The organism is Caballeronia sp. Lep1P3 (assembly GCF_022879595.1).
Classification (GTDB): domain Bacteria; phylum Pseudomonadota; class Gammaproteobacteria; order Burkholderiales; family Burkholderiaceae; genus Caballeronia.
The window spans coordinates 378,876-403,015 of record NZ_CP084268.1 but is presented as its reverse complement, the minus strand read 5'-3'; the positions used below and the strand labels follow the sequence as shown (position 1 = coordinate 403,015).

At 63.7% G+C, this 24,140-nt stretch carries 23 protein-coding genes; 8 read left to right on the top strand and 15 right to left on the bottom strand.

Annotation, left to right across the window (positions count from 1 at the left end; translation table 11 throughout):
* Positions 1-53: 53 nt before the first annotated feature.
* Positions 54-893 carry a hypothetical protein gene (locus LDZ27_RS26175; protein WP_244818189.1) on the top strand — a complete coding sequence of 280 codons (840 nt, stop codon included), beginning with the start codon at positions 54-56 and terminating at the stop codon, positions 891-893.
* Between the two features lie 144 nt (positions 894-1,037).
* Positions 1,038-2,390 (top strand): TAXI family TRAP transporter solute-binding subunit, encoded by a 1,353-nt coding sequence (locus tag LDZ27_RS26170; protein ID WP_244818188.1) that lies wholly within the window; start codon positions 1,038-1,040, stop codon positions 2,388-2,390.
* 16 nt (positions 2,391-2,406) lie between these two features.
* On the opposite strand, the gene LDZ27_RS26165 is transcribed toward LDZ27_RS26170, so the two are convergent.
* Both LDZ27_RS26165 and LDZ27_RS26160 read right to left on the bottom strand, forming a co-directional pair.
* Complete coding sequence (locus tag LDZ27_RS26165) at positions 2,407-3,384, bottom strand: aldo/keto reductase (protein WP_244818187.1); 978 nt, start codon at positions 3,382-3,384, stop codon at positions 2,407-2,409.
* A gap of 163 nt (positions 3,385-3,547) precedes the next feature.
* Positions 3,548-4,141: a nitroreductase family protein gene (locus tag LDZ27_RS26160; RefSeq protein WP_244818186.1), complete on the bottom strand. Its 594-nt coding sequence runs from the start codon at positions 4,139-4,141 to the stop codon at positions 3,548-3,550.
* 268 nt (positions 4,142-4,409) lie between these two features.
* Between LDZ27_RS26160 and LDZ27_RS26155 the strand changes: the two genes are divergently transcribed.
* Together LDZ27_RS26155 and LDZ27_RS26150 are read left to right on the top strand one after the other, a co-directional pair.
* Complete coding sequence (locus tag LDZ27_RS26155) at positions 4,410-5,051, top strand: NADPH-dependent FMN reductase (RefSeq protein ID WP_244818185.1); 642 nt, start codon at positions 4,410-4,412, stop codon at positions 5,049-5,051.
* A gap of 143 nt (positions 5,052-5,194) precedes the next feature.
* A complete protein-coding gene (locus tag LDZ27_RS26150) occupies positions 5,195-6,022 on the top strand; it encodes a MetQ/NlpA family lipoprotein (protein ID WP_244818184.1) in 828 nt (275 codons plus the stop codon).
* 26 nt (positions 6,023-6,048) lie between these two features.
* Here LDZ27_RS26150 and LDZ27_RS26145 read toward each other — a convergent pair whose 3' ends face one another.
* The 3 genes from LDZ27_RS26145 to ssuD form a co-directional block, all read right to left on the bottom strand.
* Positions 6,049-6,840, bottom strand: a complete 792-nt coding sequence (locus LDZ27_RS26145) for an ATP-binding cassette domain-containing protein (RefSeq protein WP_244818183.1) — start codon at positions 6,838-6,840, stop codon at positions 6,049-6,051.
* Entirely contained in the window at positions 6,837-7,625 is a 789-nt protein-coding gene (gene ssuC / locus LDZ27_RS26140) for an aliphatic sulfonate ABC transporter permease SsuC (RefSeq protein WP_244818182.1), read from the bottom strand. The genes LDZ27_RS26145 and ssuC overlap by 4 nt, the downstream gene beginning before the upstream one ends.
* Before the next feature lie 89 nt (positions 7,626-7,714).
* A complete protein-coding gene (gene ssuD / locus LDZ27_RS26135; protein ID WP_244818181.1) occupies positions 7,715-8,884 on the bottom strand; it encodes an FMNH2-dependent alkanesulfonate monooxygenase in 1,170 nt (389 codons plus the stop codon).
* 265 nt (positions 8,885-9,149) lie between these two features.
* Between ssuD and LDZ27_RS26130 the strand changes: the two genes are divergently transcribed.
* A complete protein-coding gene (locus tag LDZ27_RS26130) occupies positions 9,150-10,106 on the top strand; it encodes a sulfonate ABC transporter substrate-binding protein (RefSeq protein WP_370653490.1) in 957 nt (318 codons plus the stop codon).
* A 61-nt stretch (positions 10,107-10,167) separates the two neighbouring features.
* Here the strand turns inward: LDZ27_RS26130 and LDZ27_RS26125 are convergent, their stop codons facing one another.
* Genes LDZ27_RS26125 through tssD form a run of 3 tightly spaced genes read right to left on the bottom strand, consistent with a single transcriptional unit; the run spans position 10,168 to position 11,682 of the window.
* Positions 10,168-10,671: a hypothetical protein gene (locus LDZ27_RS26125; protein ID WP_244818179.1), complete on the bottom strand. Its 504-nt coding sequence runs from the start codon at positions 10,669-10,671 to the stop codon at positions 10,168-10,170.
* 32 nt (positions 10,672-10,703) lie between these two features.
* Complete coding sequence (locus LDZ27_RS26120) at positions 10,704-11,183, bottom strand: DUF2778 domain-containing protein (RefSeq protein WP_244818178.1); 480 nt, start codon at positions 11,181-11,183, stop codon at positions 10,704-10,706.
* A gap of 1 nt (position 11,184) precedes the next feature.
* Positions 11,185-11,682, bottom strand: coding sequence for a type VI secretion system tube protein TssD (tssD, locus tag LDZ27_RS26115; protein WP_244818177.1), 498 nt, complete (start codon positions 11,680-11,682; stop codon positions 11,185-11,187).
* 433 nt (positions 11,683-12,115) lie between these two features.
* Between tssD and LDZ27_RS26110 the strand changes: the two genes are divergently transcribed.
* Complete coding sequence (locus LDZ27_RS26110; RefSeq protein WP_244818176.1) at positions 12,116-12,874, top strand: alpha/beta fold hydrolase; 759 nt, start codon at positions 12,116-12,118, stop codon at positions 12,872-12,874.
* A gap of 21 nt (positions 12,875-12,895) precedes the next feature.
* Here the strand turns inward: LDZ27_RS26110 and LDZ27_RS26105 are convergent, their stop codons facing one another.
* From LDZ27_RS26105 to LDZ27_RS26080, 6 genes are all read right to left on the bottom strand, one after another.
* Positions 12,896-13,849 carry a hydroxymethylglutaryl-CoA lyase gene (locus tag LDZ27_RS26105; RefSeq protein ID WP_244818175.1) on the bottom strand — a complete coding sequence of 318 codons (954 nt, stop codon included), beginning with the start codon at positions 13,847-13,849 and terminating at the stop codon, positions 12,896-12,898.
* Between the two features lie 13 nt (positions 13,850-13,862).
* Positions 13,863-15,224: an MFS transporter gene (locus LDZ27_RS26100; RefSeq protein WP_244818174.1), complete on the bottom strand. Its 1,362-nt coding sequence runs from the start codon at positions 15,222-15,224 to the stop codon at positions 13,863-13,865.
* Positions 15,225-15,332: 108 nt separating this feature from the next.
* Positions 15,333-16,148: an enoyl-CoA hydratase-related protein gene (locus tag LDZ27_RS26095; RefSeq protein WP_244818173.1), complete on the bottom strand. Its 816-nt coding sequence runs from the start codon at positions 16,146-16,148 to the stop codon at positions 15,333-15,335.
* Complete coding sequence (locus LDZ27_RS26090; protein WP_244818172.1) at positions 16,145-17,314, bottom strand: CaiB/BaiF CoA-transferase family protein; 1,170 nt, start codon at positions 17,312-17,314, stop codon at positions 16,145-16,147. Before LDZ27_RS26090 ends, LDZ27_RS26095 begins: the two co-directional genes overlap by 4 nt.
* On the bottom strand, positions 17,311-19,050 hold the full coding sequence (locus LDZ27_RS26085) for a hydantoinase B/oxoprolinase family protein (protein WP_244818171.1): 1,740 nt from the start codon (positions 19,048-19,050) through the stop codon (positions 17,311-17,313). The genes LDZ27_RS26090 and LDZ27_RS26085 overlap by 4 nt, the downstream gene beginning before the upstream one ends.
* A gap of 3 nt (positions 19,051-19,053) precedes the next feature.
* Complete coding sequence (locus LDZ27_RS26080) at positions 19,054-21,099, bottom strand: hydantoinase/oxoprolinase family protein (RefSeq protein ID WP_244818170.1); 2,046 nt, start codon at positions 21,097-21,099, stop codon at positions 19,054-19,056.
* Positions 21,100-21,261: 162 nt separating this feature from the next.
* On the opposite strand from LDZ27_RS26080, the gene LDZ27_RS26075 reads away from it, so the two are divergent.
* Positions 21,262-22,200: a LysR family transcriptional regulator gene (locus LDZ27_RS26075; protein ID WP_244818169.1), complete on the top strand. Its 939-nt coding sequence runs from the start codon at positions 21,262-21,264 to the stop codon at positions 22,198-22,200.
* A gap of 28 nt (positions 22,201-22,228) precedes the next feature.
* On the opposite strand, the gene LDZ27_RS26070 is transcribed toward LDZ27_RS26075, so the two are convergent.
* Complete coding sequence (locus LDZ27_RS26070) at positions 22,229-23,122, bottom strand: ATP-grasp fold amidoligase family protein (protein WP_255751468.1); 894 nt, start codon at positions 23,120-23,122, stop codon at positions 22,229-22,231.
* Between the two features lie 290 nt (positions 23,123-23,412).
* Here LDZ27_RS26070 and LDZ27_RS26065 point away from each other — a divergent pair, with 290 nt between their 5' ends.
* Positions 23,413-24,135 carry a GntR family transcriptional regulator gene (locus LDZ27_RS26065; RefSeq protein WP_244818167.1) on the top strand — a complete coding sequence of 241 codons (723 nt, stop codon included), beginning with the start codon at positions 23,413-23,415 and terminating at the stop codon, positions 24,133-24,135.
* The last annotated feature ends 5 nt before the right edge of the window (positions 24,136-24,140 follow it).

Sequence of the window (24,140 nt, the reverse complement as noted above, 5' to 3'; positions counted from 1 at the left end):
CGGGCCGGTTTTCCTATAGTGATCGCGTCGCCACACGAAACGGGCTTGCCGCGATGTGGCTCACCGACCAACGAGGACATCCCGTGAACGACACATCGAACGATGCAACGAAAACCGCCGTGCGCCGGCTGCTGATTCTCGCGACGACAGCGGCGCTTGCATTGTCGAGCAGCGCCGCGTTTGCAGGCTGGGCACGCGGCGGCACCGCCTACACGGGCCGCGGCGCATATAGCGGCGCGCACGTCGGCTCATGCGGCGGCGCAAGCTGCTCGCACGCGGGCGGCGTGATGAATCCGTGGGGCGGCGTCGCGACCAATGCCGGCACCGTGACGCACACCGCGCCGGGCCAGTTCTCCAACGCGGGCACCGCCTACGGCCCCAACGGACGCTCGATGCAGCACGCGGGCGACACGAGTTGCGCGAGCGGCACCTGTTCGCACACCGGCAGCATGACCGGACCCGACGGTAACACCGCGACGACCGCGAACAACGTCACGCGCAACGCGCCCGGACAATACTCGTCCTCGGGCTCGGTAACAGGACCGAACGGCAATACATCGACGCATGCCGCATCGACGAATTGCGCCGGCTATACATGCAATCGATACGGCACCGTCGATACCGCGAACGGCGGCACCATCGCGCATGCGGGCAGCGCAACGAGCGTCGCTCCGGGCGTCGTCGTGGCTTCGGGCGGCGTCAGCGCGACGAGCGGCACGCACGCGACGACGGTCGTCACCGGTACGGCCGTCACGTCGAGCACCGCAGTCGTCGTCGCTGCGCCGCCGCCTCCGCCGCCGGCCACCGTCTACGTCGCGCCCACGCCGCAACCGGCCGTCTGGATTCCCGGGCACTGGGCGGGCGCGGTGTGGGTCCCGGCGCACTGGGCCTGATCGACACTCGCGCCAAGCGTCGCGGCGCCTGGCGCTACACTGCGACTCACCGCTCCCTCGCACGAGGATCGACATGCGCGAAGTCCCTCCCTGCATTTCCAGCATGCACGAACGCAGCTTGTCTCGCCCATGCCGCGCGATTTCATGAAACGCCCGCCTCTGCCGCACGATCATTCGAGGCGCATCGTTCATGATCTGACATGGACCATCGGCCCTTTCGTGCTTGCCTGCGCGCTCGCGATCGCGCTCGTCGTCTGGCTCATCGATCCGGCGCCGCCCCGCTCCATCACCATCAGCGCGGGTCAGACAGATAGCTCGCTGCATCAGATCGCGCGGGAATACGCGAAGATTCTCGCGCGCAACGGCATCACGCTGAACGTGCTGCCATCCGATGGCTCCGTGCAGAACCTCGAGCGCCTGCTCGATCCCAAGGCGCATGTCGACCTCGCGCTCGTGCAGGGCGGCATCGCGAGCCGCGAGCAGGCGTCGTCGCTGATGTCGCTCGGCAGCGTGGCGTATGTGCCGATCGTCGTGTTCTATCGCGGCAAGGGCCTCACGCTGCTGTCGCAACTCGAAGGCAAGCGCGTGGCGATCGGACGCGAGGGCAGCGGAACGCGCGTGCTGTCGCTCAAGCTGCTCGAGGCGAACGGCATCGCGCCCGGCGGCAGCACGCAGCTTCTTCCCACCGATGGCCTTCAGGCCGCGACACAACTCGTCAGCAACGAGGCCGACGCCGTGTTCCTCAGCGGCGATTCCGCCACGCGCGCGCTGATGCTGCGTCTGCTCAAGGTGCCCGGCATCTCGGTGATGGACTTCAACGAAGCCCGCGCGTACACGCGTCTCTTTCCATATCTCGACGATATCGAATTGCCGCCCGGCGTGCTGGACCTGGGCCGTCGCATTCCACCGGAGACCGTGCATCTCATCAGCCCGACGGTCGAACTCGTCGCGCGCCCGAGCCTGCATCCGGCGCTCTCGGATCTGCTGATCGAAGCCGCGCAGGAAGTGAACGGCACGGCGGGAATCCTGCAGCGCGCGGGCCAATTTCCCAGCCCCGTCGCGCATGAATTCCCGATCAGCGAGGATGCGAGCCGCTACTATCGCTCGGGCAAGAGCTTTCTTTATCGCACGCTTCCGTTCTGGCTCGCGAACGTCGCGGACCGCGCGCTCGTGTTGCTGCTGCCCGTCGCGGTGCTGATCTTTCCGGCGCTCAGGCTCGTGCCCGCGTTGTATCGATGGCGAGTGCGATCGCGCATCTATCGCTATTACGGCGCGCTGATCGCACTGGAACGCGGTGCGATGCATCTGTCGAGCGATGACGAGCGGCGCGCGCTGCTCGTCGAACTCGACTACATCGAGGAATCGCTCAATACGCTCAAACTGCCGCTCGCCTATATCGATGCGCTCTACGTGCTGCGCGAACACATCAGCTTCGTGCGCTCGCGGCTCGTCACGTCCACTACAAAAGATAGCCGTATCGTTAGCATGTCGAAGTAATTCCGCGCGGGCCGCGTCACTTGAAACCCGCCACCGCATGCGGCACGTAGGGCGCTTCGAGTTGCGCGATTTCCTCGGGCGTGAGATTCAGCGAAAGGGCCGCGACTGCATCGCTTACGTGATTCGGCTTCGATGCCCCGATGATCGGCGCAGTCACCGGCGACTTTTGCGCGACCCATGCGAGGGCCACTTGCGCACGCGGCACGCCCCGCGCGTTCGCGACCGACGCCACCGCTTCGACGACGGCGCGATCCGCGTCATGCGTCTGATAAAGCGTGCTGCCGAACGCATCCGTTTGCTGGCGCTCGCTCGTCGCGTCCCATTCCCGCGTGAGACGTCCGCGCGCGAGCGGGCTCCAGGGCAGCACACCAATGCCCTGATCGGCGCAAAGCGGCAACATCTCGCGTTCTTCCTCGCGATACAGCAGGTTCAAGTGATTCTGCATGGTCCTGAACTCGGTCCAGCCATTCGCGCGCGACGTGTGAAGCGCCTTGCTGAACTGCCACGCATACATCGAGGACGCACCGATATACCGCGCCTTGCCCGCTTTCACGACATCGTGCAGCGCTTCGAGCGTCTCTTCGATCGGCGTCGCGTAGTCCCATCGATGAATCTGATAAAGGTCGACGTAATCCGTGCCGAGACGCCGCAAGCTGTTGTCGATCTCATTGAAGATGGCCTTGCGCGACAGCCCCGCACCGTTCGGGCCGGGCCGCACGCGATTGAATACCTTCGTCGCGATCACGATGTCATCGCGCTTCGTGAGTTCGCGCAGCGCGCGCCCGACGATTTCTTCCGACGTGCCATCGGAATAGGAGTTGGCGGTATCGAAAAAGTTGATGCCCGCATCGAGCGCCTGTTGAATGATGGGACGGCTCTTCTCTTCATCGAGCGTCCACGGATGCGTGCCACGCCCGGGCACGCCGAAGGTCATGCAGCCAAGGCAAATGCGCGACACGTCGAGGCCGGTCGTGCCGAGTTTCACATAGTCCATCGGGAAAATCTCCTTGCTGTCGATTGCATTGCGCAACGCTTGCGCGGTGAAGGCAAGCGTTCGTGCGGAAGGGCCAGAAGGAAGACATTAGCGCAGGTTGGCAATGCCTGCTTGCGCGTGCTTAACCCGACACGCTTATCGCATGATGCTCATCGCGTCACGCCTATCGCGCGTCGGTCCAGCCACCGAAATGCGCGATCTCTTCGAGCGGCAGTCGCGCGCGAGGCGCGGCTTCCCGCGCGGCGAGCTCGGGGGGCAGCGCCTGCGCGTCGCCATGATGTGCGACCGAGATCATGCTCAACGCGGTGTAACGCTCGGGAATCGAGAACGCCTGCTTGAGCGCGTCGCCGTCGAAGCCGCCCATCGCGTGAGCGGCGAGGTCCTGCGCATGGGCCTGAAGCAGCAGCGCCATTGCAGCGGCTCCGGCATCGTAACTCGCGCTCGCATTCGCGGTGCCTTTGGCGGTCAGCGTATCCGCGAGCACGGCGATCAACACTTGCGCATGCCGGTTCCAGCCTTGATTGAACGGCACGAGCGTAGCGAACGCGCGGTCGAACGCTTCGCGATCCTGCGACTTCTCGAATACGACGAAGCGCCACGGCTGCACGTTATACGCAGACGGCGCCCAGCGCGCCGCTTCCACCAGCGCGATGACTTGCGCATGCGCGACGGGACGCTCGGCATACGCGCGCGGGCTCCATCGTCCGGCGATCAATGGATGAATGGCGATGTCGGTCGGAGCCGGTCGATGGGTCATGAGTTTATCGTCGTGATGGAAAGACGCGGCGTGCGCAGAACGCCCGATGCTAGGACAAGGTTCGCGCGCATGGCAACGAAGCGTTCGCCCGATGCTATGCGCGCTTGCTGTGATGACGACATCCGCAAACGGAATAAGCACCGCGCATGCCGCGAGCGTAGCGAATATCCTTAGCGCAATTGATGCGTTCCCCTGCGCGCAAGCGCTCGCTATGATGATTCGCTCCACGGCCGGCAGCAAAGCCAACGACATTCAACGGAGTCAAAACGTGGTCCAGAATTCATCCTCGCGCCAGCCGCTCGTCGTCGGGATAGGCGGTACGACACGGCCCGCGTCATCGACCGAACGCGCGCTTGCATTCGCACTGAAAGGCGCGCAGGAAGCGGGCGCGCGCGTGCAACTCTTCGGCGGCGCTTTCCTTCAAAGCCTTCCGCACTATTCGCCCGATGCCCGCGCGCTGACGGACGAACAGCACGAACTCATCGAAAGCGTGCGCCGCGCGGACGCGCTCATCATCGCGACGCCGGGTTATCACGGCGGCATATCGGGCCTCGTCAAGAACGCGCTCGATACGCTCGAGGAGCTGCGCCTCGACGATCGTCCTTATCTCGATGGCCGCGCGGTCGGCAGCATCGTGACCGCATATGGATGGCAAGCGGCGGGAACGGTGCTCACGTCGCTGCGTTCCATCGTGCATGCGTTGCGCGGCTGGCCAACGCCCTTCGGCGCCGCCGTGAATACGCTCGAAACGCGCTTCGAAACCGCCGATACATGCTCGGACCCGAAGGTCGTCGAACAGCTTCGCACGGTGGGACGGCAGGCCTCGACCTTTGCGCTCGCGTTCGGCGCGCATGAGGCATCGAATGCGCGTGACGCGCTTGAGCATCGCGTGGCGGTTGCGCAGGGCTGACGCGCATCGTCGATGTTCATAGTGCGTGCGCAATGCTTTCGTATCGCTCACATTCGGCGATAACGATAGCAATCGATGTTATTTGCGCAAGGCGTGCGCGGTCTCTAGCATCAGGGCCTTTCAACACGCGAGCGTGCGCAACCATGAACATCGAAAAGCCCTTTAGAAACGCGCTATTTTCTGCACTTATCGCATGCGGCATCGTGAATACGCAGCCCGCATGCGCTGTCACGCAGACGGTGCGCGTCGGCATCATGTCCGGCGAGGACGAGGATGTCTGGCGCACCGTCGCCGCGAACGCCGCGAAAGAAGGCATCACCGTCAAGGTCACGACTTTCTCCGACTACACGCAGCCAAACGAAGCGCTCGCGCAGCATGATCTCGACGCGAATTCGTTCCAGCACAAGCCTTATCTCGATGCGCAGATCGCCGCGCGTCACTACGCCATCGTGCCGGTCGGCTTCACGTATGTGCAGCCTATCGGCCTCTACTCGCGCAAGGTGAAGTCGGTCGCCGCGCTGCGAGAGAACGCGGCTATCGGCGTGCCGAACGATCCGAGCAATGAAGGCCGCGCGCTGTTGCTACTGCAGGCGAACGGCGTCATCAAGCTGCGCGACGGCGTCGGTATGCTGCCGACCGCTCGCGATATTTCGAGCAACCCAAAGCATGTGCAGATCAAGGAACTGGACGCGGGCATCGTCGGCCGCGCAATCGGCGATCTGGATGCTGCTGTCGTCAACACCGACTGGGCGATCAAGGCCGGCATCGAGATTCCGCAAGAGCGCATTGCGCAGGAAGATGTGACGGGCAATCCGTACCGCAACTTCATCGCCGTCAATGCGAAAGATGCGCAGGCGCCGTGGGTCAAGACGCTCGTGCAGAGCTATCAGCAGGCGAACGTGGCCTCGGCGATTCTCAAGGTGTACCACGGCGTCACGCTGCCTGCATGGGACGGCGCGCCGCAGCACTAAGTCCCCGCATGACACGCAAGCCGCGCTCACTCCTGCTTCAGAATGCGCCGCAACACACGCTCTTCGAGCGCCGACGCCTGCGCCGATACGTTCCTGCGCGGTCTTTCGAGCGCGACGGGTTGATCGAGCGCGATGCGCCCTTCTTCCACGAGCAGGATGCGGTCGCCGAGCGCGACGGCCTCATGCACGTCATGCGTCACGAGCAGCGCCGTAAAGCGATGTTCGCGCCATAGCCGCTCGATCAGCGCATGCATTTCGATTCGCGTCAGCGCATCGAGCGCGCCGAGCGGCTCATCGAGCAGAAGCAGTTGCGGACGATGAACCAGCGCACGCGCCAACGCCACGCGCTGCCGCTGTCCGCCCGACAATTGCGACGGCCAGTCATTCGCGCGCTCGAGCAAGCCCACTTCGGCCAGCACAGCCCGCGCATCGTCGCGCGCACGCTTCTTCAAGCCGAGCATCACGTTCTGCAGCACCGTCTTCCAGGGCAAGAGACGCGCGTCCTGAAACAGGATGCGCGTATCGAGCACCGCGCCATTGCGTGCGCGCTTCGTCAACGCGCCGCCGCTCGGCGCTTCCAGTTCCGCAATGAGACGCAGGAGCGTCGATTTTCCGCAGCCGCTGCGCCCGACGATGGAGACGAAGCTGCCGCGTTCGATCGAAAGGTCAAAGTCGGATAACACCGCGCGATCGCCATAACGCTTGTGCACGCCGCGCAATTCAACCGCGATGTCGGCGACATCGTTCGTCACTGCGCGCACACGAGGCTGCACGCGAACGTCGTTGCGCCTCGTCGATACAGGGGCGGTCGCGCTCATGCCTTCTCTCCTCGTTGATAAGCCGGATGCCAGCGCAGCGCCGCGCGTTCGATGCCCTTCGCGAGCACGTCCGCGAGCTTGCCGAGCACCGCATACAGCAGAATGCCGACGACCACGACATCGGTCTGAAGGAACTCGCGCGCGTTCATCGTCATGTAGCCGATGCCCGATTGCGCCGAGATCGTTTCGGCCACGATCAGCATGACCCACATGAGGCCGAGCGCGAAGCGCACGCCGACGAGAATGGAAGGCAGCGCGCCCGGCAGAATGACATCGCGATACAGCTCGAAGCCCTTCACGCCATAACTGCGCGCCATCTCGATCAGGTTCGCATCGACGGACCGTATGCCATGAAACGTGTTCACGTAGATCGGAAAGAACACGCCCAGCGCGACGAGAAAAATCTTCGCTTCCTCCTCGATGCCGAACCACAGGATGACGAGCGGAATCATCGCGAGCGCGGGGATGTTGCGGATCATTTGCACCGTGGAATCCAGCGCGATTTCGATCGGCCGGAAAAGGCCCGTCCACAGTCCGAGCAGCAATCCCACGCCCCCGCCGATGGCAAGCCCGAGCAGCGCGCGCCACGCGCTGACCTTGACGTTCGCCCACATGTTCCCCGACTGCACGAGCGCCCATGCCGACTTGACCACGGCAAGCGGCTCCGGCAACACGCGCGTGGACAATGCGCCCGAGCGCGCGGCGTATTCCCAAAGCAGCAGGATGGCGAGCGGCACGAGCCACGGCGCCGCCACGGAAAATACATGCTTGAGAAAGCGGGACATGCTGCGCTTCTTTGGCTGCGCAGCGGGAATTGCTTGAGCGAGTACATCGGCCATGCTTTTTATCCTCCGACGATAGTGCGTGATCACGCTCAGCTTTGACTTGCCTGCGGCAGATAGCTCGTTCCGACGATCTCGCCAAACGGCCCGGAAAGCGGTCCGCTGCGCTTTTCCGATTTCTTCTCGCCGCGCTCCATGTCGAGTAGCGGAAAGACCAGTTCCGCGAAGCGATACGACTCTTCAAGATGCGGATAACCGGAGAGAATGAACGTCTCGATGCCGAGGTCCGCGTATTCCTTCATGAGCGCCGCAACTTGCTTCGGATTCCCAACGAGTGCAGTTCCCGCGCCGCCGCGAACGAGACCGACGCCCGCCCACAAGTGCGGATGAATCTCGAGCGTTTCGCGCCCGCCGCGCTTGCCGCCATGCAGTTGCGCCATGCGGCGCTGTCCTTCCGAATCCATCTTCGCGAACGACGCTTGCGCGCGCGCGACGGTTTCATCGTCGAGATGACTGATGAGGCTAGCCGCTGCGGCCCACGCTTCCTCTTCCGTTTCGCGCACGATCACATGAAGACGGATGCCGAAGCGAATCTCGCGTCCCTGGGCCTCTGCGCGCGCGCGAATGTCGGCGAGCTTCTTCGCGACCGCTTCGGGCGGCTCGCCCCAGGTGAGATACGTGTCGATATGCGTCGCGGCGATATCGTGCGCAGCCGCCGACGATCCGCCGAACCACAACGGCGGATGCGGCGCTTGCGCCGGCGGATACAGCACCTTCCCGCCCTTCGATTGCAGATGCCTGCCTTCGAACTCGATGGCATCGTTCGTGTGCGATGCGCTCAGCAGACGCCGCCAGATATGCAGGAATTCATCGGTGATTTCATAGCGCGTATCGTGATCGACGAATACGCCGTCGCCTTCGAGCTCAGTGGAATCGCCTCCTGTGACGACGTTGATGAGTAGACGTCCACCGGACAGACGGTCGAACGTGGACGCCATGCGCGCCGACAACCCCGGCGACGACAGTCCCGGCCGGATCGCGACGAGAAACTTGAGCTTCTTCGTCACGGGAATGAGGCTCGATGCGACGACCCACGCGTCCTCGCAGGAACGGCCCGTCGGCAGCAGCACGCCCTGATAGCCGAGCGTATCGGCGGCTACCGCGATCTGCTGAAAATAGGCGAGGTCCGCGGCGCGCGCGCCCTTCGACGTGCCGAGATAGCGGCTATCGCCGTGGGTCGGGACGAACCAGAATACGTTCATGCACTACTCCTCGAATGTCTATTCATTGCGTGGAAAAAATCGTCGGTCGCGCGGCGACGAGTAGGCCAGTTTAGGGACGGGCGCTGTCTAGGCGAACGATCGAATTCAGCTTTGAATTCCCGCATCCGTGCTTTGCATTGCACGATGCCGATGCTGATTTGCTTAGCAGCAAACGTCACTTCGCGGGCCGCGCCGCGTTCGATAGCATGGCGGGCCGGAGCGCACCTCTCGTGCTTGTTTATCCCTTGCCTGAAGACTTCGCACTATGATTCGCATGACATCGAAAAGCCGCAGGACGTTCGTCACCGCGCTGGCCGCATCGCTCGCGGGCGTGGCCGCGCCATCGTGGGCGAAGTTCGAAAGCCAGCGCTTGCGCATCGGCTATCAGAAAGCGGCGAGCACGCTCGTGCTGTTGAAGGCGAACGGCACGCTCGAAAAGCAGCTTGCGCCGCTCAACGTCACCGTTTCATGGACGGAGTTTCCCGCCGGTCCGCAATTGCTCGAAGGCCTGAACGTCGGAGCGATCGATTTCGGTTATGTCGGCGAAGCGCCGCCTGTCTTTGCGCAGGCAGCGGGCGCGGATTTCGTCTATACGGCCTATGAAATTCCGACGCCGCGCGCGGAAGGCGTGGTCGTCGCGCACGATTCGCCCATCAAGAGCGTCGCCGATCTCAAGGGCAAGAAGATCGCCTTCAACAAGGGCTCGGACGTGCACTGGTTCATCGTCGCGCTGCTGCGCAAGCATGGCCTCGATTACAGCGACATTCATCCGGTCTTCCTTCCGCCCGCCGATGCCCGCGCCGCGCTCGAACGACAAGCCATCGACGCATGGGCCATCTGGGACCCGTTTCTCGCAGCCGCGCAAGCGCAGAGTAACGCACGGCTGATCGCGGATGCGCAAGGCGTCGCAAGCCATCATCAGTTCTTCCTGAGCCAGCGCGAATTCGCGCAAAAGCGCAAGGACGTGCTTGCCGTCACGATGGATGCGCTCGGTCGGCAGGGCCAATGGGTACGGCAAAACACCGCTGCGGCCGCCGCGCAACTCGCGCCCATTCAGGGGCTGGACGCCGCGATCATCAAGGCGGGGCTCGAACACTATGAGCACGTCTACAAGCCCATTGATGGATCAGTGCTCGCGCAGCAACAGCGCATCGCGGATGCGTTCTATGACTTGAAACTTATTCCGCGCAAGATCGTGACGAAGGACGCGGCGCTTGGGTGAACAGCTTCGAGTAGTAATGCGCGCGAACGCCCGCGAAGAGCATGGAAATGTCTGACGCTGATTATTTCTTCTCGGGGTTGCCTGTAATGCGCCGACAAAGTCCTGCGCGATACCGACGAATGAGACAAAGTGCTGCGAATGACGCTCCGAGCCCGCCCAGCCAGCACGACAGGATCAAGCCAGCATGGCAAGGAACGCGAAAGCCCTCCGGTTCGATGTACTGCACAGGCGGGAGCAGAACAGCTTCGAGCCATTCTGCCGCGATGTAGGCACTGGCGAACGCAGCCACAATCAGCGCTAGACGTAACGATGCCGAAGCCACGACGCGTCCGGTCAAACGAGATGCGGCGAACATGACGAGTAGAGCGACGGACCAGCACGTCAACAGGATGATGAGGAAGTCCGCGTCCTGTATGTCCTCGGCACCGACCGACTCTCCAACTCGCACTTTCTCAAGCAGGAACCGGATAGACGAGGCCGTCCAATCGGGCATCATTCCGGAATCAAGGATGAGGAAGCGCGTCATTGCCGCGCCAATCAGAAAGGACGCGACGAGCAGCGACAAGGCATGCACGACCTTACGAAGATGCTTGTGCCTCATTTGACCGTGACCGTACCGTATGCTTTCAACGTTGTGCCCGGCAAAAGCAGAAGCGGCGGAGATCTACGAATGAATCGCTGCAGCAATTCGAATTCAGCGGGATTGACGAGAGTAATGCAGCCTTCGCTAAGTCCTCGGTCTCCTGCTGGATGCAGCCGGAACTGACCGCGACGGACGCCCTGTATGTTCGTGATGTCACCGGTCTTTGGATTCCACAGCATGAACCACTTTGTCCTGTCAGTCGATCCGAGCCTAGGCGACAGCGCATCGTGTACCGCTCCGAACATGCCGCCTGACTGACGATCTACCAGGTAATACGTGCCTTTGGGAATGGGTCCGATCCCTTCCAATGTTATCGCATCGGGGTTGTCACGTCCCCGCATCCGGCCAGAGAATGCTTCAACCGTGCCATATCCCGAACAGACGAGCGTTGACGTGTTTCGATTGTTCAATGTGAATGTGCAACGTATCGCCATTTCAGACCGCCTCTTCGCGTGCTGCCTTCAGAGCGTCGGTGGCTTTGAGATTGCCATCGTGATAGTGCCATGAGATCGTGTCGTAAAAGAGTTCGACGCTTTCCATGTGATTGAATAGTTCGCAGCGCTTGTCCTTCATATTGGGCATGAGTGCCATGATCGAACCGAGCTTTACGCCCTCAAGTTTTATCGTGTAGTACGCCTCTTCCTTTCCTGCGTGATCGATCCGATAGAAGACCGCCTCCGCGCACTTGAGCGTTCTCGAATCGCGGAGCATCTGATGGAGCACGGGCGTCGAACAGTCGATTTCCTTCTCTATTGTGAGCGGCGTATGTGTACGCTGCCCTGTCACGTTTCCTGTCTGTGGATCAACCGGCACGCTGAAGCAATGCGAAAGCGCGATCACTTCGATGCTTCCTTCACGACCCTGAACCGTGCTTGACCCGCGCAAAGGACGATCTTGATCGTCCGTAAGATACAGATGAACCGGCATTACCATTTATATAGTCGTCCTATTGTAATATCGCCAAGCGGCGAGCTTTCTACGGTATCGCTAATGTCGGCTTCGATGTATCGAATTACGTCATATGTCGTTGGCGGTATATGCCATGAAGCATGGCGACTGACCATCTTCACTGACTAAGAGCAGTTCCTCATCGCGTCGCGCAACGGCTCTCGCTGCATCGATAGTTACCCGCTTCCGAGGAATCGTTCGAACGGAACGCCACACGCGGTGCATCACGCCCTGTAAGCCATGCCATCAACCACCGCGCGCGGTACACCTTCAGCCGGTTATTAAACCGATTGGCGAGAAGAATGAACCCCGGCAACGCGGCGGCCGCACCGAAGTACCCGAACTTTCCCCGACAGCGCCCCCGCAACGATCCATGTACGATGCGTTCATCATTGCGCATCCACGGAGCCCAACGCCCATGTCCGACGTCGCCGCACCCGATCCGACGCATACGACTTCAACAAGAACCTTCGTGCTGATCCACGGCGCATGGCACGGCGGCTGGTGCTGGCGCTTCGTCGTCGAACGTCTCGCGGCGCGCGGGCATCGCGTGTTCGCGCCGTCGCTCACGGGGCTCGGCGACCGGCGGCATCTCGTCGAAGCGGCGAGTTCCATCGACGTGCCCATTGCGGACATCGAGAACCTGATCGAATCGGAAGAGTTGAGCGATGTCGTGCTCGTCGGCCATAGCTTCGGCGGACTGGTGGCCTCGGGTGTCGCGGACCGCATGCCCGGCTCGATCCGCGCGCTTGTCATGCTCGACAGCTTGCTCGTCGAAAGTGGACAGACGGCCTTCGACGTGCTGCCGGCAAGCGTCGTCAAGGAACGCATGGACGCGGTGAAGGCGAGCGGCCAGACGCTCGCGATGCCGGTCAACGGTCTCGCGGGCACCGGCATCCCCGACGATCATCCGCTCGCCGGCTGGGTGCGCCGGCGTCTCACGCCGCATCCGCTCGCGACGTACCGCACGCCGCTGACGCTCGCGAATCCGCTCGGCAACGGCCTGCCCCGCACGTATGTGCATTGCGCGAATCCGTCGTATGACACGCTGCTGCCGGTGCGCGAGCGCATTCGCGCGTTGCCGGGATGGGGATGGGAAACCATCGACACCGGCCACGATGCGATGGTGCTGAATCCCGATCTGCTGGTGGAACTTCTGGAAAGACTCGCGGCGTGAGGCGCTGAGCGTTCGCGCGCGTCAGGCCGCCAGCGCCTGCGCGAACGTCTTCGGCAGCCCGGCGCGCGCAATCGCGCCGGTGAACGCCTCGCCCGGCAGCCATGCGGCGAGCGTCTCGCGCATCGCGAGCAGCTTGTCGATGTCGATGCCCGTATCGATTCCTTCCGCTTCCAGCAGGAACACCGTGTCCTCGGTATTGATGTTCCCGGTCGCGTTCGGCGCGAACGGACAGCCGCCAAGCCCGCCGAGCGACGAGTCGAACGCGCGCACGCCGGCATCGAGCGCGGCGAGCACGTTCGCGAGACCGAGGCCGCGCGTATCGTGGAAGTGACACGCAACGGGCACCGCGCCCGCCAGCGCGCAGACTTGGCGCATCAATGCCCGCACTTGCCCCGGATTCGCATACCCGACCGTATCCGCGACGGTGATTTCGTCCGCGCCGGCCTCGATCAGCGTCTCGACGAGCGCAAGCACGATGCGCTCTTCGACCTTGCCCGCAATCGTGCAGCCGAACGCGGTCGCGACGCCCGCGCCCAGCATCGCGCGTGGGTTGCCCGCAACGCGTGCATCACGATCGGCGACGATGCGCGCGAAATCCTCCACCGATTCGGCCGTGCTGCGCCGCACGTTCTTCATGTTGTGCGCGTCGCTCGCGGAGAGCACGTAATGCACCTTTTGCACGCCTACGTCGAATGCGCGCTGCGCGCCTTTCAGGTTCGGCACGAGCGCGGCCGCATGCAGCCCCGCTATCTCGATCGCGCCGCGCGCCACGTCGACCGCATCCGCGAACTGCGGCACGATCTTCGGCGGCACGAACGACGTGACCTCGATATCGCGCACGCCCGCTTCGACCATGCGCCTGCACCATTCGAGCTTCTGCCCGGTCGAGAGGATGGTGCGGACCATTTGCAAGCCATCGCGCAAGCCCACTTCGCGCACACGGACAGCCGGTGTCGCGCTCACTTCGTCATTCATTTCGGTGTCCTTGTCAAAGCGTCGCGTCCGCGACGGTTCCGCCGGTTTCGGCATGGCCTTCGTCCTTCTTCACGGCCGCCGACGTAGACGGCGCGAAGGCCACCGCCGCGATCGCGCCGAGCACCATCAAGACGGCAATCGCGCCGAGACCGCCGACCATGCTGTTCGTGAGCGTCTTGATCGAGCCGATGATCATCGGGCTCACGAAGCCGCCGAGCAAGCCGATGCAATTGATCATCGCGACGCCGCCCGCCGCGCCGCTGCCGCGAATGTAGTCGGTCGAGATCGCCCAGATGAGCGGATTCGGCGCGAGAATGCCGGCCGTCGCAACCGAAAGCGCGACGAGCGAGAGCGCGAGATTGCCGGTCGTGAACGCCGCGATGACGAGGCCCGCCGCGCCGCAGACCATCGGCACGGCGCAGTGCCAGCGGCGCTCCATCGTGCGGTCCGAATGGCGGTTGATGAGAATGAGCGCGATCCAGCTCACGAAGTACGGAATCGCGGAATAGCAGCCCACGCCGAGCGCCGTCTGCACGCCCGCGCTCTTGATGAGCGTCGGCAGCCAGAAGCCGATGGCGAACACGCCCGCGATCTGCGCGAACCACACGAAACCCATCACATAGACTCGGAAATCGCGGAGCGCGCGCGAGAACGTGTGTTCGGCATGCGTCGCGGACACGCTCGAACTCTTGCGGATGTCGCGCAACACGATGTTCTTCTCGTCTTCGGTGAGCCACTTCGCCTGTTGCGGGCTGTCTTCCAGATAGAAGAACGCCAGCACGCCGAGCACGGTCGCGGGCAGACCTTGCACGATGAACATCCACTGCCAGCCGTGCAAGCCGCCGTAGCCGTTGAAGTACGTCATCAGCGCGCCGGAAAGCGGCCCGCCGAAGAGTCCCGCGATGCCCGTCGCGCAAGTGAAGATGGCGATGACCTTCGCGCGGCGCTCGACCGGATACCAGCGCGTGAGATAGAAGATCACGCCGGGATAGAGGCCGGCTTCCGCAAGTCCGAGAAAGAAGCGCACCGTGTACAGATGCGAAGGCAGGGTAACGAACGCCGTTCCCGCCGCGATCAATCCCCACAGAATCATGATGCGCGAGAACGTGCGCTTGACGCCGATGCGCGCGAGCAGCAGATTGCTCGGCACTTCCATCAGCACGTAGCCTAGAAAAAAGATGCCCGCGCCGATGCTGTACGTGAGATCGCTGAAGCCCACGTCATGCTTCATGTCGAGTTGCGCAATGCCGATATTGATGCGGTCCAGAAACGCGAACACGTAGCACAGGAACAGGAACGGAATCAGCCTGCGCGTGATCTTGGCGTAGGTGCGCTCGGCGTCGGGCGCGTCGAAACTGCCAGGGTTGGGGGTCATGTCTGTCTCCTCCGGTGAATCCGGGTGTCGTGCCGGCCGGTCGATGCCGGCCGGTGCCTGATGCTTACGTCGTCGCGTGCATCGCGTGCATCGGTTACATCGGTTCCATCAGCGGCCCTTGAACGCGGGCTGCCGCTTCTCGTTGTACGCGCTGATGCCTTCCTGCCGGTCCGCCGTGGGAATCAGGCGGTTGTACGCTTCGATTTCGACGTAAAGGCCCGTGCGCAGATCGCCCTGCATGCCGAGATCGATGGCCTTTTTCGCCTGCGCGACGGAAAGCGGCGCGCTCGTGCAGATGTCGCGCGCGGCTTCGATCGCATCCGCGAGCACGCGGCCCCGCTCGGAAAGCCGGTTCACGACGCCCCATGCGAGCGCCTCTTCCGCCGAGAAACGCGCGCCGCGGAAGATCAGCTCTTTCGCGCGCCGCGTGCCGATGGTGCGCGGCAACTGCTGCGTGCCGCCGCCGCCCGGCATGATGCCGCGCTTGACTTCGGTGAAGCCGAAGACGGCGTCTTTCGCGGCATACGCGAAGTCGCATGCGAGCAGCAGTTCCAGCCCGCCCGCCACCGCCGATCCATTGGCCGCGCAGATGAGCGGCAGCGGGCAATACGTGATCGCGCGGTTCATGCGCTCGAAGAGATAGTGCTGCACGCCGAAGTCGTCGTCGGTCATGCCTTCGCGCTGTTTGAGATCCGCGCCGCCGCAGAACGCGCGATCGCCCGCGCCGGTGAGTATCACGCACCGATACAGCGACGGGTCCGCTTCGAGCGCGCCGAATACGCGGATCAGTTCCTGGCCCATGCCGCTGCTGATCGCGTTCGACACGGTCGGGCGGTTGAGCGTGACCACCAGAATCTGCTGGTCGATGTCTTCGAGCTGCAACGTCTGCAGCGGCTCTTGGCCGAGATGCTTTGCAAGTTTCAAGGTGTCTCCAGTGGCGTCTTCGCCAGCAGATGATTGTGTTCGCCGAGCTTCGGCGTGCGGCCGGTATGCGCGGGACGCGCGCCGCCGAACGAGATCGGCACGCCGACCACCGTGGCCGCGCCGTCGTCGGTGGTGCGCAGAAGATCGAGCGCTTTCGTCTGATCGTGCGCGACGACCTGATCGATCGTCTGAAGCGGGCCGCTCGGAATGCCGGCCGCATCGAGCGCGGCGAGCCAGTGCGCGCTGCCCTGCCTGCCGAATTGCGCATGCAGCAGATCGATCAGCGCGACGCGGTTCTGCACGCGCGCGCCGTTGGTCGCGAAACGCGCGTCGGCGGCGAGCGCGGGGACGTCGAGGACATCGCACAGGCGGCGGAAGAGGCGATCGTTGCCCGCCGCGACCATGATCGTGCCGTCCGCGCACTCGAACGCCTGATGCGGCACGATCGCAGCGGTGCCCGATCCCCAGCGCCCCGGCAGCACGCCCGAGGCGAGATAGTCGGCGATCTGGATGCCCGCCCAGCTAATGGCCGTCTCATAGAGCGATACGGAGACGACTTCGCCCTCGCCCGTCGCTTGCCGGCGAAAGAGCGCGGCCAGCACGCCGATCGCGGCCCACAGCCCCGTTCCCATGTCGTTCACCGAAACGGGGATGCGGCTCGGCGGCTCGCCCGGCTGACCGAGAAAGCTCATGAGGCCGGAGAGCGCCTGCACGAGCGGGTCGTAGCCGGGCTTGTCGCGCAACGGCCCCGCCGTGCCGAACGCGCCGAGATTGCAGTACACGAGCGAGGGCTTCATGCGCAGCATGTCGTGCGCGCCGAGGCCGTACTTCTCGGTGCCGCCCGCCTTCAGGTTCTGCAAGACGACATCGGCGCGCGTGCGGATCAGTTCGCGCAACGCGCCGGCTTCATCGGCATTCGACAGCGACATCGCGATGCTCGACTTGCCGTGATTGACCGCATGAAAAAGCGCCGCCGCGCCGTCGATGAAGGGCGGACCCCAGTCGCGCGCATAGTCGCCGCCTTCCGCGCTCTCGATCTTGATGACCGTCGCGCCGAGCGAGCCGAGAATCATGCCCGCATACGGCGCGGCGAGGCTGTGGCCGATCTCGACCACGCACACGCCTTCGAGCGGCAGCGGCTTCGCGGTGTCGTCGCGCGTGCTCATTCGGCGGCCACCGCAAACGCGGGTTCGTCGTGCGTCGCGGTCTCGCCTTGGCCGTAGAAGCGCCGCGCCGAATCCTCGCTGATGTAGCCATCGGCGACGTCGGCTTCGACGCGTTCGCGCTCGCGCGTCGCCGGATCGCCGTATCCGCCGCTGCCCGCGGGCTGCACGGTCACGCGGTCGCCGCGATATACGACCGTCTGCCCGCCCTTCGCGGCCACTTTCTGCTCGCTGCCGTCCGCGCGCTGCACGCTACAGTGAAAGCGCGTGCCGGGCAAGCCGCCGAAGTGGCCTTCGGGCGCGGAACGTCCGCGCTCGCCGGACACGGTGAACGTGGCTTCTTCGTATTCCACGCGATACACGCGCCGCGAAGTCAGCCCGCCCCGGCGACGGCCCGCGCCGCCGCTATCGGTGACGAGCGACCATTCCTCGACGACGAGCGGCGATGTCGCCTCGATCATCTCGATGGACTGGCTGCCCGCATTGCCCACATACACGCGCACGCCGCTCACGCCATCCTTCTCGGCGCGCGCGCCCATGCCGCCCGCGTGGACATCGTGCATCGTGACGAACGCCTGGCCCGTCACCGCGACGCGCGCGGCGTCGGTATCGCGTCCGCTGAAGATGCCCGCGCACGATGCGCAGTTGCTTTGCCCGGTGATGCGCTCCGGCACCGCGGGCGCGAGCGCCTTCAGCAGCAGGTCGATCACGCGCGGCGAAGTCTCGGTGTTGCCGGAGACGACGGACGCCGGATACTGGCAATTGAGCACGCTGCCTTCGGGCGCGATGATCGTCACCGGCCGATAGCAGCCCTGGTTGATCTGAATCGCCGGATCGGTCAGCGCCTTCACCGTGAACCATGTGCTGTTGCACGTCACCGAAAGCGGGCAATTGATGCCGCCGCGCACTTGCGCGCCGGTGCCGGTGTAGTCGAACGTGATGTGATCGCCCGCGACCGTCACCTTGACTTTGAGAAGCGGCCGCTCCTGCTTCCAGCCCGGCGCTTCGATGGGATCGAGATACTCTTCCGCTTCGTAGACGCCGTCGGGAATGCGCGCGATCTCCGCGCGAATCAGCTTCTCCGAATGATCGAGGCTCTGGCTCATGACTTCGGCGAGCGCATCCGCGCCGTACTTCGCGACGAGTTCGCCAATGCGCCTGTCGCCGACGAACGTGCCCGCGTACTGCGCCTGAATGTCGAGCAGCAGTTCGTGCGCGTTGCGGCTGTTCTTCGTGAGCAGGTTGAGCATGTCCTTCACCGGCTCGTCGTTGCGATACAGCAGCACCGGCGGAATGCGGATGCCTTCGGCGAAGACGTCCCACGTCGTCACGGTATAGCTGCCCGGCGACTGTCCGCCGATGTCCGTCCAGTGGCCGCGCGTCATCACGAACGCGACGATCTCGCCGTCCGCGAACACCGGCCGCGTGAACTGCACGTCCGGCTGATGATTGCCGCCGCCGACATACGCGTCGTTGCTGACGATCACGTCGCCGGGGCGCAGGTTCTCGCGGCCCACGGCTTCGACGGAAACGCGCGTCGAGATGACGGCCGAGCCGAGCATCGTCGGGATGTCGTTGCCTTGCGCGACGAGTTGCATGTCTGCGTCGAAGATCGCGGCGGAAGAGTCGCCGCTTGCGTGCATGAGCGGGCTGCCCGCCGTTCGCATCATCGCGATCTTCATTTCACGCGCGACCGCGAAGAGACTGCTGCGGATGATTTCGTAGGTAACGATGTCCATAAATCAGGCTGCCAGTTCGATGACGAGGTTGAGATCAGGATCGACGCGCGCCACATGCGACGCCTTGAGCACCGCGCAACTGCTGTGCTCTTCGATGACGGCCGGCCCTTCGATCGTCGCGCCGACGGGAATCTCGGTGCGCGCGAAGACGGGCAGCGTGCGGACGTTGCCATCGACATAGACGTCGCGGGTGCGCGCGGGCTTCGGCAGCGCGCCGCCGTCCTTCTGCGCGACGCCGCCGCGCCAGCCCGTCGATGTGACGAGTTGCAGCCGCACGTTCGCGACGACGATGGGCTTGTCCTTGCTCACGAAGTTCCATTGCCGCAGATGCGCGGCCTCGAAGTTCCCGGCAAGCGACGCGCACAGGCCATCGGTGTCGTCCTGCACTTCCACGGTGATGACATCCGGCTGGCCGGCGTAGCGGCAATCCGCGAGACGCACGACCTTCACGCCTTGCGCATCCACGCCGTGACGCTGCAATTCGTCCATGCCCTGCGCGCGCAGATCGTCGAGCGCCTTGGCGAGCGTGGCGTCGTCGGTCTTGGCGAGATCGCTTTCGAGCGGGCGCTGATAGTCGTATTGCTGATCCGCCACCGTCATGCCGAAGGCGCTAAAAAGGCCCGGCAGCGGCGGAATCACGACGCGGCGAATGCCCATTTCCTGCGCGAGATCGACCGCGTGCACCGGACCCGCGCCGCCGTAGCAGATGTAGCTGAATTCGCGCGGATCGTAGCCGCGCTCCACGGTCATGATCCGAATGGCCTGCGCCATCAGCGCGTTCGCCACCGAGCGCACCACTTGCGCCGCTTCCGGCACGGACACGCCGAGCGGCTTCGCGATGACTTCATCGACGACGCGCCACGCGGCTTTCGCATCGAGCTTGAATTCGCCGCCGAGGAAGCTGTCCGGGTCGATATAGCCGAGCACGAGATTGCAGTCGGTGACGGTCGGGCGCGTGCCGCCGCGTCCATAGCACGCGGGGCCGGGATCGGCCGCCGCGCTTTCCGGTCCGATACGCACGCCGCCGCCCGCATCGATCCACACGATCGAGCCGCCGCCCGCGCCGACCGAATCGATATCGATGCTCGGCGAGCGCACCGTGTACGTGTGCAGCACGCTTTTGTTGCGCAGTTCGGGGCGGAAATCGCGGATCAGCGAGACATCGAACGTGGTGCCGCCCATGTCGCCGAGAATCGCGTTCTTCAGTTCGCTCTTCTCGCAGTTGCGAATCGCCGCCGAGACGCCGCCCGCCGGACCGGATTCGAGCAACACGATCGGACGGTCCGCGACCATCGCCGGGCTGGCGAGACCGCCGTTCGATTGCATGAAGAGGAACTTGCCCGCGAAGCCCAGTTGCGCGAGCGCGCTGATGAGCCGACCGATATAGCGGCCGCACACCGGACCGAGCATCGCGTTGATCACGGTCGAACTTGCGCGCTCGTATTCCATCGCTTCGGGATTGACTTCGTGCGATGCGCAGATGAAGCGGTCCGGCAGCAGGCGGCGCAGCGTATCGACGGCTTCGCGCTCGTGCTTCGGATTCACATGCGCGTGCAGCAGGCACACGGCGACGGCTTCGACATCCGATTCGCGAATCTGCGCGGCGATGGCTTCGAGTTCGGCATGATCGAGCGGCGTCGCAATGTCGCCGTCGTAACGCATGCGCTCGGTCACTTCGAGACGCCAGCGGCGCTCGACGAGCGGACGCGGATTGTCGAAGAGCAGATCGTAGAGATCGGCGCGGTCATGGCGCGAGACGCGCCGCAATTCGAGGATGTCGCGAAAGCCGCGCGTGGTCACGAGCGCGGTCTTGGCGCCCGTGCCTTCGACGACCATGTTGGTCGCCATCGTCGTGCCGTGTCCGAGAAACGCGACGTCCGTGCTCGCCGCGCCCGAGAGTTCGAGAATCTTGCGAAAGCCTTCCACCGTGCCGACGACGCGATCCTTCGGCGTCGTGGGAACCTTGGTCGACCAGATGCGCCCCGTTTCGTCATCCACCATGACGACGTCGGTGAAGGTGCCGCCGACATCGATACCGATTCTTTTCAATTTGCCTCTCTCCCTATGCCTGTTGGATGGTCCCGATGTGCCCGATCTGCGGCTTGCCGCTATGATCGTGCGCGGCGGGCATCGACGGACTCAGTGTAGAGACGCATGCGCCCGCGCAGATAATGAAACGTTCCGATCAGGTGAGACCCTGGAGTTATATCGGTGATAACCAGTATCGACGCGATCCTGCGGCGTCTTCGCGGGAACCATGTGGCGCTTCTCATCGCACTCGACGACCACGGCTCGCTGAGAAAGGCCGCGCAGCAGGTCTCGCTCTCGCAGCCCGCGACGACGAAGTCGCTTCGCGAGATCGAAGCGATGTTCGGCGCGGAACTGTTCGCGCGTTCGCCGCGCGGCATCGTCGCGAACGAACTCGGGCGCTGCGTGATACGGCATGCGCGCGCGGTGCGCTCGGAGATCGGCGCGCTGCGCGACGAACTCGCGGCGATCATGCGCGGCGGGGGCGGCACGCTCGCCATCGGCGCGGTGATGGGCAGCGTGCCCGTATGGCTCACGCCGATCCTGCGCTCGCTGCGCGAGGTGCAGCCGGATATATCGGTGGAAGTGTGGGAGGACAACAGCGCGCGGCTGCTGTCGATGCTCGATCAGCGCCTGCTCGATCTCGTGATCGGGCGGCCGAGCATCAGCGTGCACCCGGATGCCTACGACTTCGTGCCGCTGGAAGCGGAGGAAGTGTGCTTCGTGGTGGACGGCGCGGACCCGCTCGCGAAGGCGGAGAACATCGCGCTCGCGGATCTCACCGGCAATCCGTGGATCGTGCCGCAAGCCGCGCTGCCGATGCGCTCGCTGCTGGAACAGCTCTTCGATGACAGGCAGTTGCCGTTTCCGCGCTATGCGATCGAGACGTCCTCGACCTTCGCGACGTTGTCGCTATTGCGCTCGGGCAGCGGCACGGTCGGTCTCGTGCCGATGAAGGTCGCGCGGTACTTCGAGGAACATGGACTCGTCGCGGTGCTGCCTATCAGGATCGAGAGGCGCGGGCCGCCGTATGGCATCGCGACGCGGCGTGGCGCGACGCTCACGCAGCCCGTGCAGCGGTTCATCGATCTCTGTCTCGCGCGGCGCGACGCGCAAGCATGACGCAAGCGTCGAGCATCGCGCGCGTGACTTATGGTCCGGTGCGCCCCGGCTTGCGCGTCATTTCGAGCAGCCTGCCCCATTCGTAATCCACGCTGTCGGGCTGCATGCGCAAGACACCGGCGCCCGGCGTGAATGTCAGTTCCCCGAAGTAAATCTCGTCGTTGCGCGAATACAGATCGACGCGCACATATTCGAAGTCTTTCGCGAGTGCATCCGCGACTTCGAGCAGCTTGTCCAGATTCGCCGGACGCGGTAGCGGCTGATCGCTGTGCACGTACTTGCCGATGGTGATGTCCTGAGGCTTCCAGTCGGCATCGAACACATCGCCGCGCGGCACGTCGCCGAAACGGTCCGAGATCACGAGGATATAGATGGTCTGCTTGCCCGAGCTTTCGTTGAAGACGTGAAACTTGAGATCGGCGGGCACCACGCCGTTGTCGTCGAGCAGCAGCGTCTCGAAGTACACGCGCGGCTTGATCGCGCGATAGTGCCGCTCCCGCGCGATCTTGTAGAAGTCGGTCGCGAGCCATTCCTTCGCAAGCGCCGCGAGTTCCTCGAACGTCGTGTCCTTCTTGTCGCGCACGACCTTCACGAAACCGCTGCCGTGATTGGCCTTCATCACGAACTGCGACGGCAGCTCGTCGAAGACGGTTCGCGTGAAGACGGCCGGCTCGGCGATCAACGGAATCAGATATTGCGGGCCGATTTTCTTCGCGATGAAATCACGCACAGCGAGCTTGTCGCTAAGATTGACATAGCGCGGGTCGGGATGCAGACAGCGGCGCAGTATCTGCTCGTTGAAGGTCAAAGGACGCTTAAGATTGGGAAATCGCCCTATCCTCCTGCGATGCACGAAGCTCAAGAAAACATCGTCGGGCAGAAAGACTTTTGCGCTATCAACCAGCCTTTTCGAAAGCGACATCCGGTAATCTCCATGTGTGGCCGCGCGCAAGGGCGAGCATGATTCTTGTCACCATAGCGGTGAATGCGAAATCGTCCCAAGGCGGCGATCTTGCGACCGTGCGGCAGCGTACACACTGCCGCAGAAACGCTTGCCAACGTTTTCTGCTTGTATTAAGCGACTGGCAAAGCGCACCCCGTTATTCTCGGTGATTGTGTAGTCACTGTTGTATTATCGAAGCCTCATCCAGACGCAAAAACATTGCGCCCGTATGACGCCGCCGATGGTCAAGCAAAAGGAATTCCCGACACATGCCCAGGTATTCATCCCTCTTGCGGGAGACGCGTCCAAACGTTCGCGAAACGACGCCGCCTAAGCGCCCGGGCCTGACCGTCAACGAGCTTTATGAGCAATTGAAGGAAATGGCGGTGCTTTACACCATCCGCCCCGGCGAGCGCGTGAACGAACTGGAATTGGCGCAGCGTTTGGACGTGAGCCGCACGCCGCTGCGCGAAGCGCTCAACCGGCTCGTCGCGGAAAGCCTGCTGCATTTCGTGCCGAATCGCGGCTTCTTCGCGCGCGAGCTGCATCGGCAAGACATTTTCGATCTCTTCGAATTGCGGCGCAGCATCGAATCTTCCGCCGTCCTGCTTGCCGCCGAGCGCGCCGATATCAAGGATTTGCGCGCACTGCGCAAGTTCTGGAAGGAAGTCATGAAAAGCCGTGCGCAAACGAGTGCGGCCGAACTGACCATCAAGGACGAAGAGTTTCACGTCCGGCTCGTGGCGCTTGCGGGCAATAACGAAATGGTTCGGGCGCTCTATGGCATCAATGCGCGCATTCATTTCGTGCGCTGGATGGATCTCGAGCAGCGCGGCCACGACGCTTTCGCCGAGCACTTCGAGATTCTCGACGCAATCGAAGCGCGCGATCTCAAGCGCTGCCGTGCGCTGACGGAATCGCACATCACGTGGCGCATGGAAGAAATTGCGCGCGTGGTGGATGCAGGCGTCGTGCGGCTTTTCTCGCGCTAAGACGC

Excerpts from the sequence above, each read along its gene's own strand:
- LDZ27_RS26175 (WP_244818189.1), top strand. The coding sequence starts at position 54 with ATGTGGCTCACCGACCAACGAGGACATCCCGTGAACGACACATCGAAC.
- LDZ27_RS26170 (WP_244818188.1), top strand. The coding sequence starts at position 1,038 with ATGAAACGCCCGCCTCTGCCGCACGATCATTCGAGGCGCATCGTTCAT.
- LDZ27_RS26165 (WP_244818187.1), bottom strand. The coding sequence starts at position 3,384 with ATGGACTATGTGAAACTCGGCACGACCGGCCTCGACGTGTCGCGCATT.
- LDZ27_RS26160 (WP_244818186.1), bottom strand. The coding sequence starts at position 4,141 with ATGACCCATCGACCGGCTCCGACCGACATCGCCATTCATCCATTGATC.
- LDZ27_RS26150 (WP_244818184.1), top strand. The coding sequence starts at position 5,195 with ATGAACATCGAAAAGCCCTTTAGAAACGCGCTATTTTCTGCACTTATC.
- LDZ27_RS26145 (WP_244818183.1), bottom strand. The coding sequence starts at position 6,840 with ATGAGCGCGACCGCCCCTGTATCGACGAGGCGCAACGACGTTCGCGTG.
- ssuC (WP_244818182.1), bottom strand. The coding sequence starts at position 7,625 with ATGTCCCGCTTTCTCAAGCATGTATTTTCCGTGGCGGCGCCGTGGCTC.
- ssuD (WP_244818181.1), bottom strand. The coding sequence starts at position 8,884 with ATGAACGTATTCTGGTTCGTCCCGACCCACGGCGATAGCCGCTATCTC.
- LDZ27_RS26130 (WP_370653490.1), top strand. The coding sequence starts at position 9,150 with ATGATTCGCATGACATCGAAAAGCCGCAGGACGTTCGTCACCGCGCTG.
- LDZ27_RS26120 (WP_244818178.1), bottom strand. The coding sequence starts at position 11,183 with ATGGCGATACGTTGCACATTCACATTGAACAATCGAAACACGTCAACG.
- tssD (WP_244818177.1), bottom strand. The coding sequence starts at position 11,682 with ATGGTAATGCCGGTTCATCTGTATCTTACGGACGATCAAGATCGTCCT.
- LDZ27_RS26110 (WP_244818176.1), top strand. The coding sequence starts at position 12,116 with ATGTCCGACGTCGCCGCACCCGATCCGACGCATACGACTTCAACAAGA.
- LDZ27_RS26105 (WP_244818175.1), bottom strand. The coding sequence starts at position 13,849 with ATGAATGACGAAGTGAGCGCGACACCGGCTGTCCGTGTGCGCGAAGTG.
- LDZ27_RS26100 (WP_244818174.1), bottom strand. The coding sequence starts at position 15,224 with ATGACCCCCAACCCTGGCAGTTTCGACGCGCCCGACGCCGAGCGCACC.
- LDZ27_RS26090 (WP_244818172.1), bottom strand. The coding sequence starts at position 17,314 with ATGAGCACGCGCGACGACACCGCGAAGCCGCTGCCGCTCGAAGGCGTG.
- LDZ27_RS26085 (WP_244818171.1), bottom strand. The coding sequence starts at position 19,050 with ATGGACATCGTTACCTACGAAATCATCCGCAGCAGTCTCTTCGCGGTC.
- LDZ27_RS26070 (WP_255751468.1), bottom strand. The coding sequence starts at position 23,122 with ATGTCGCTTTCGAAAAGGCTGGTTGATAGCGCAAAAGTCTTTCTGCCC.
- LDZ27_RS26065 (WP_244818167.1), top strand. The coding sequence starts at position 23,413 with ATGCCCAGGTATTCATCCCTCTTGCGGGAGACGCGTCCAAACGTTCGC.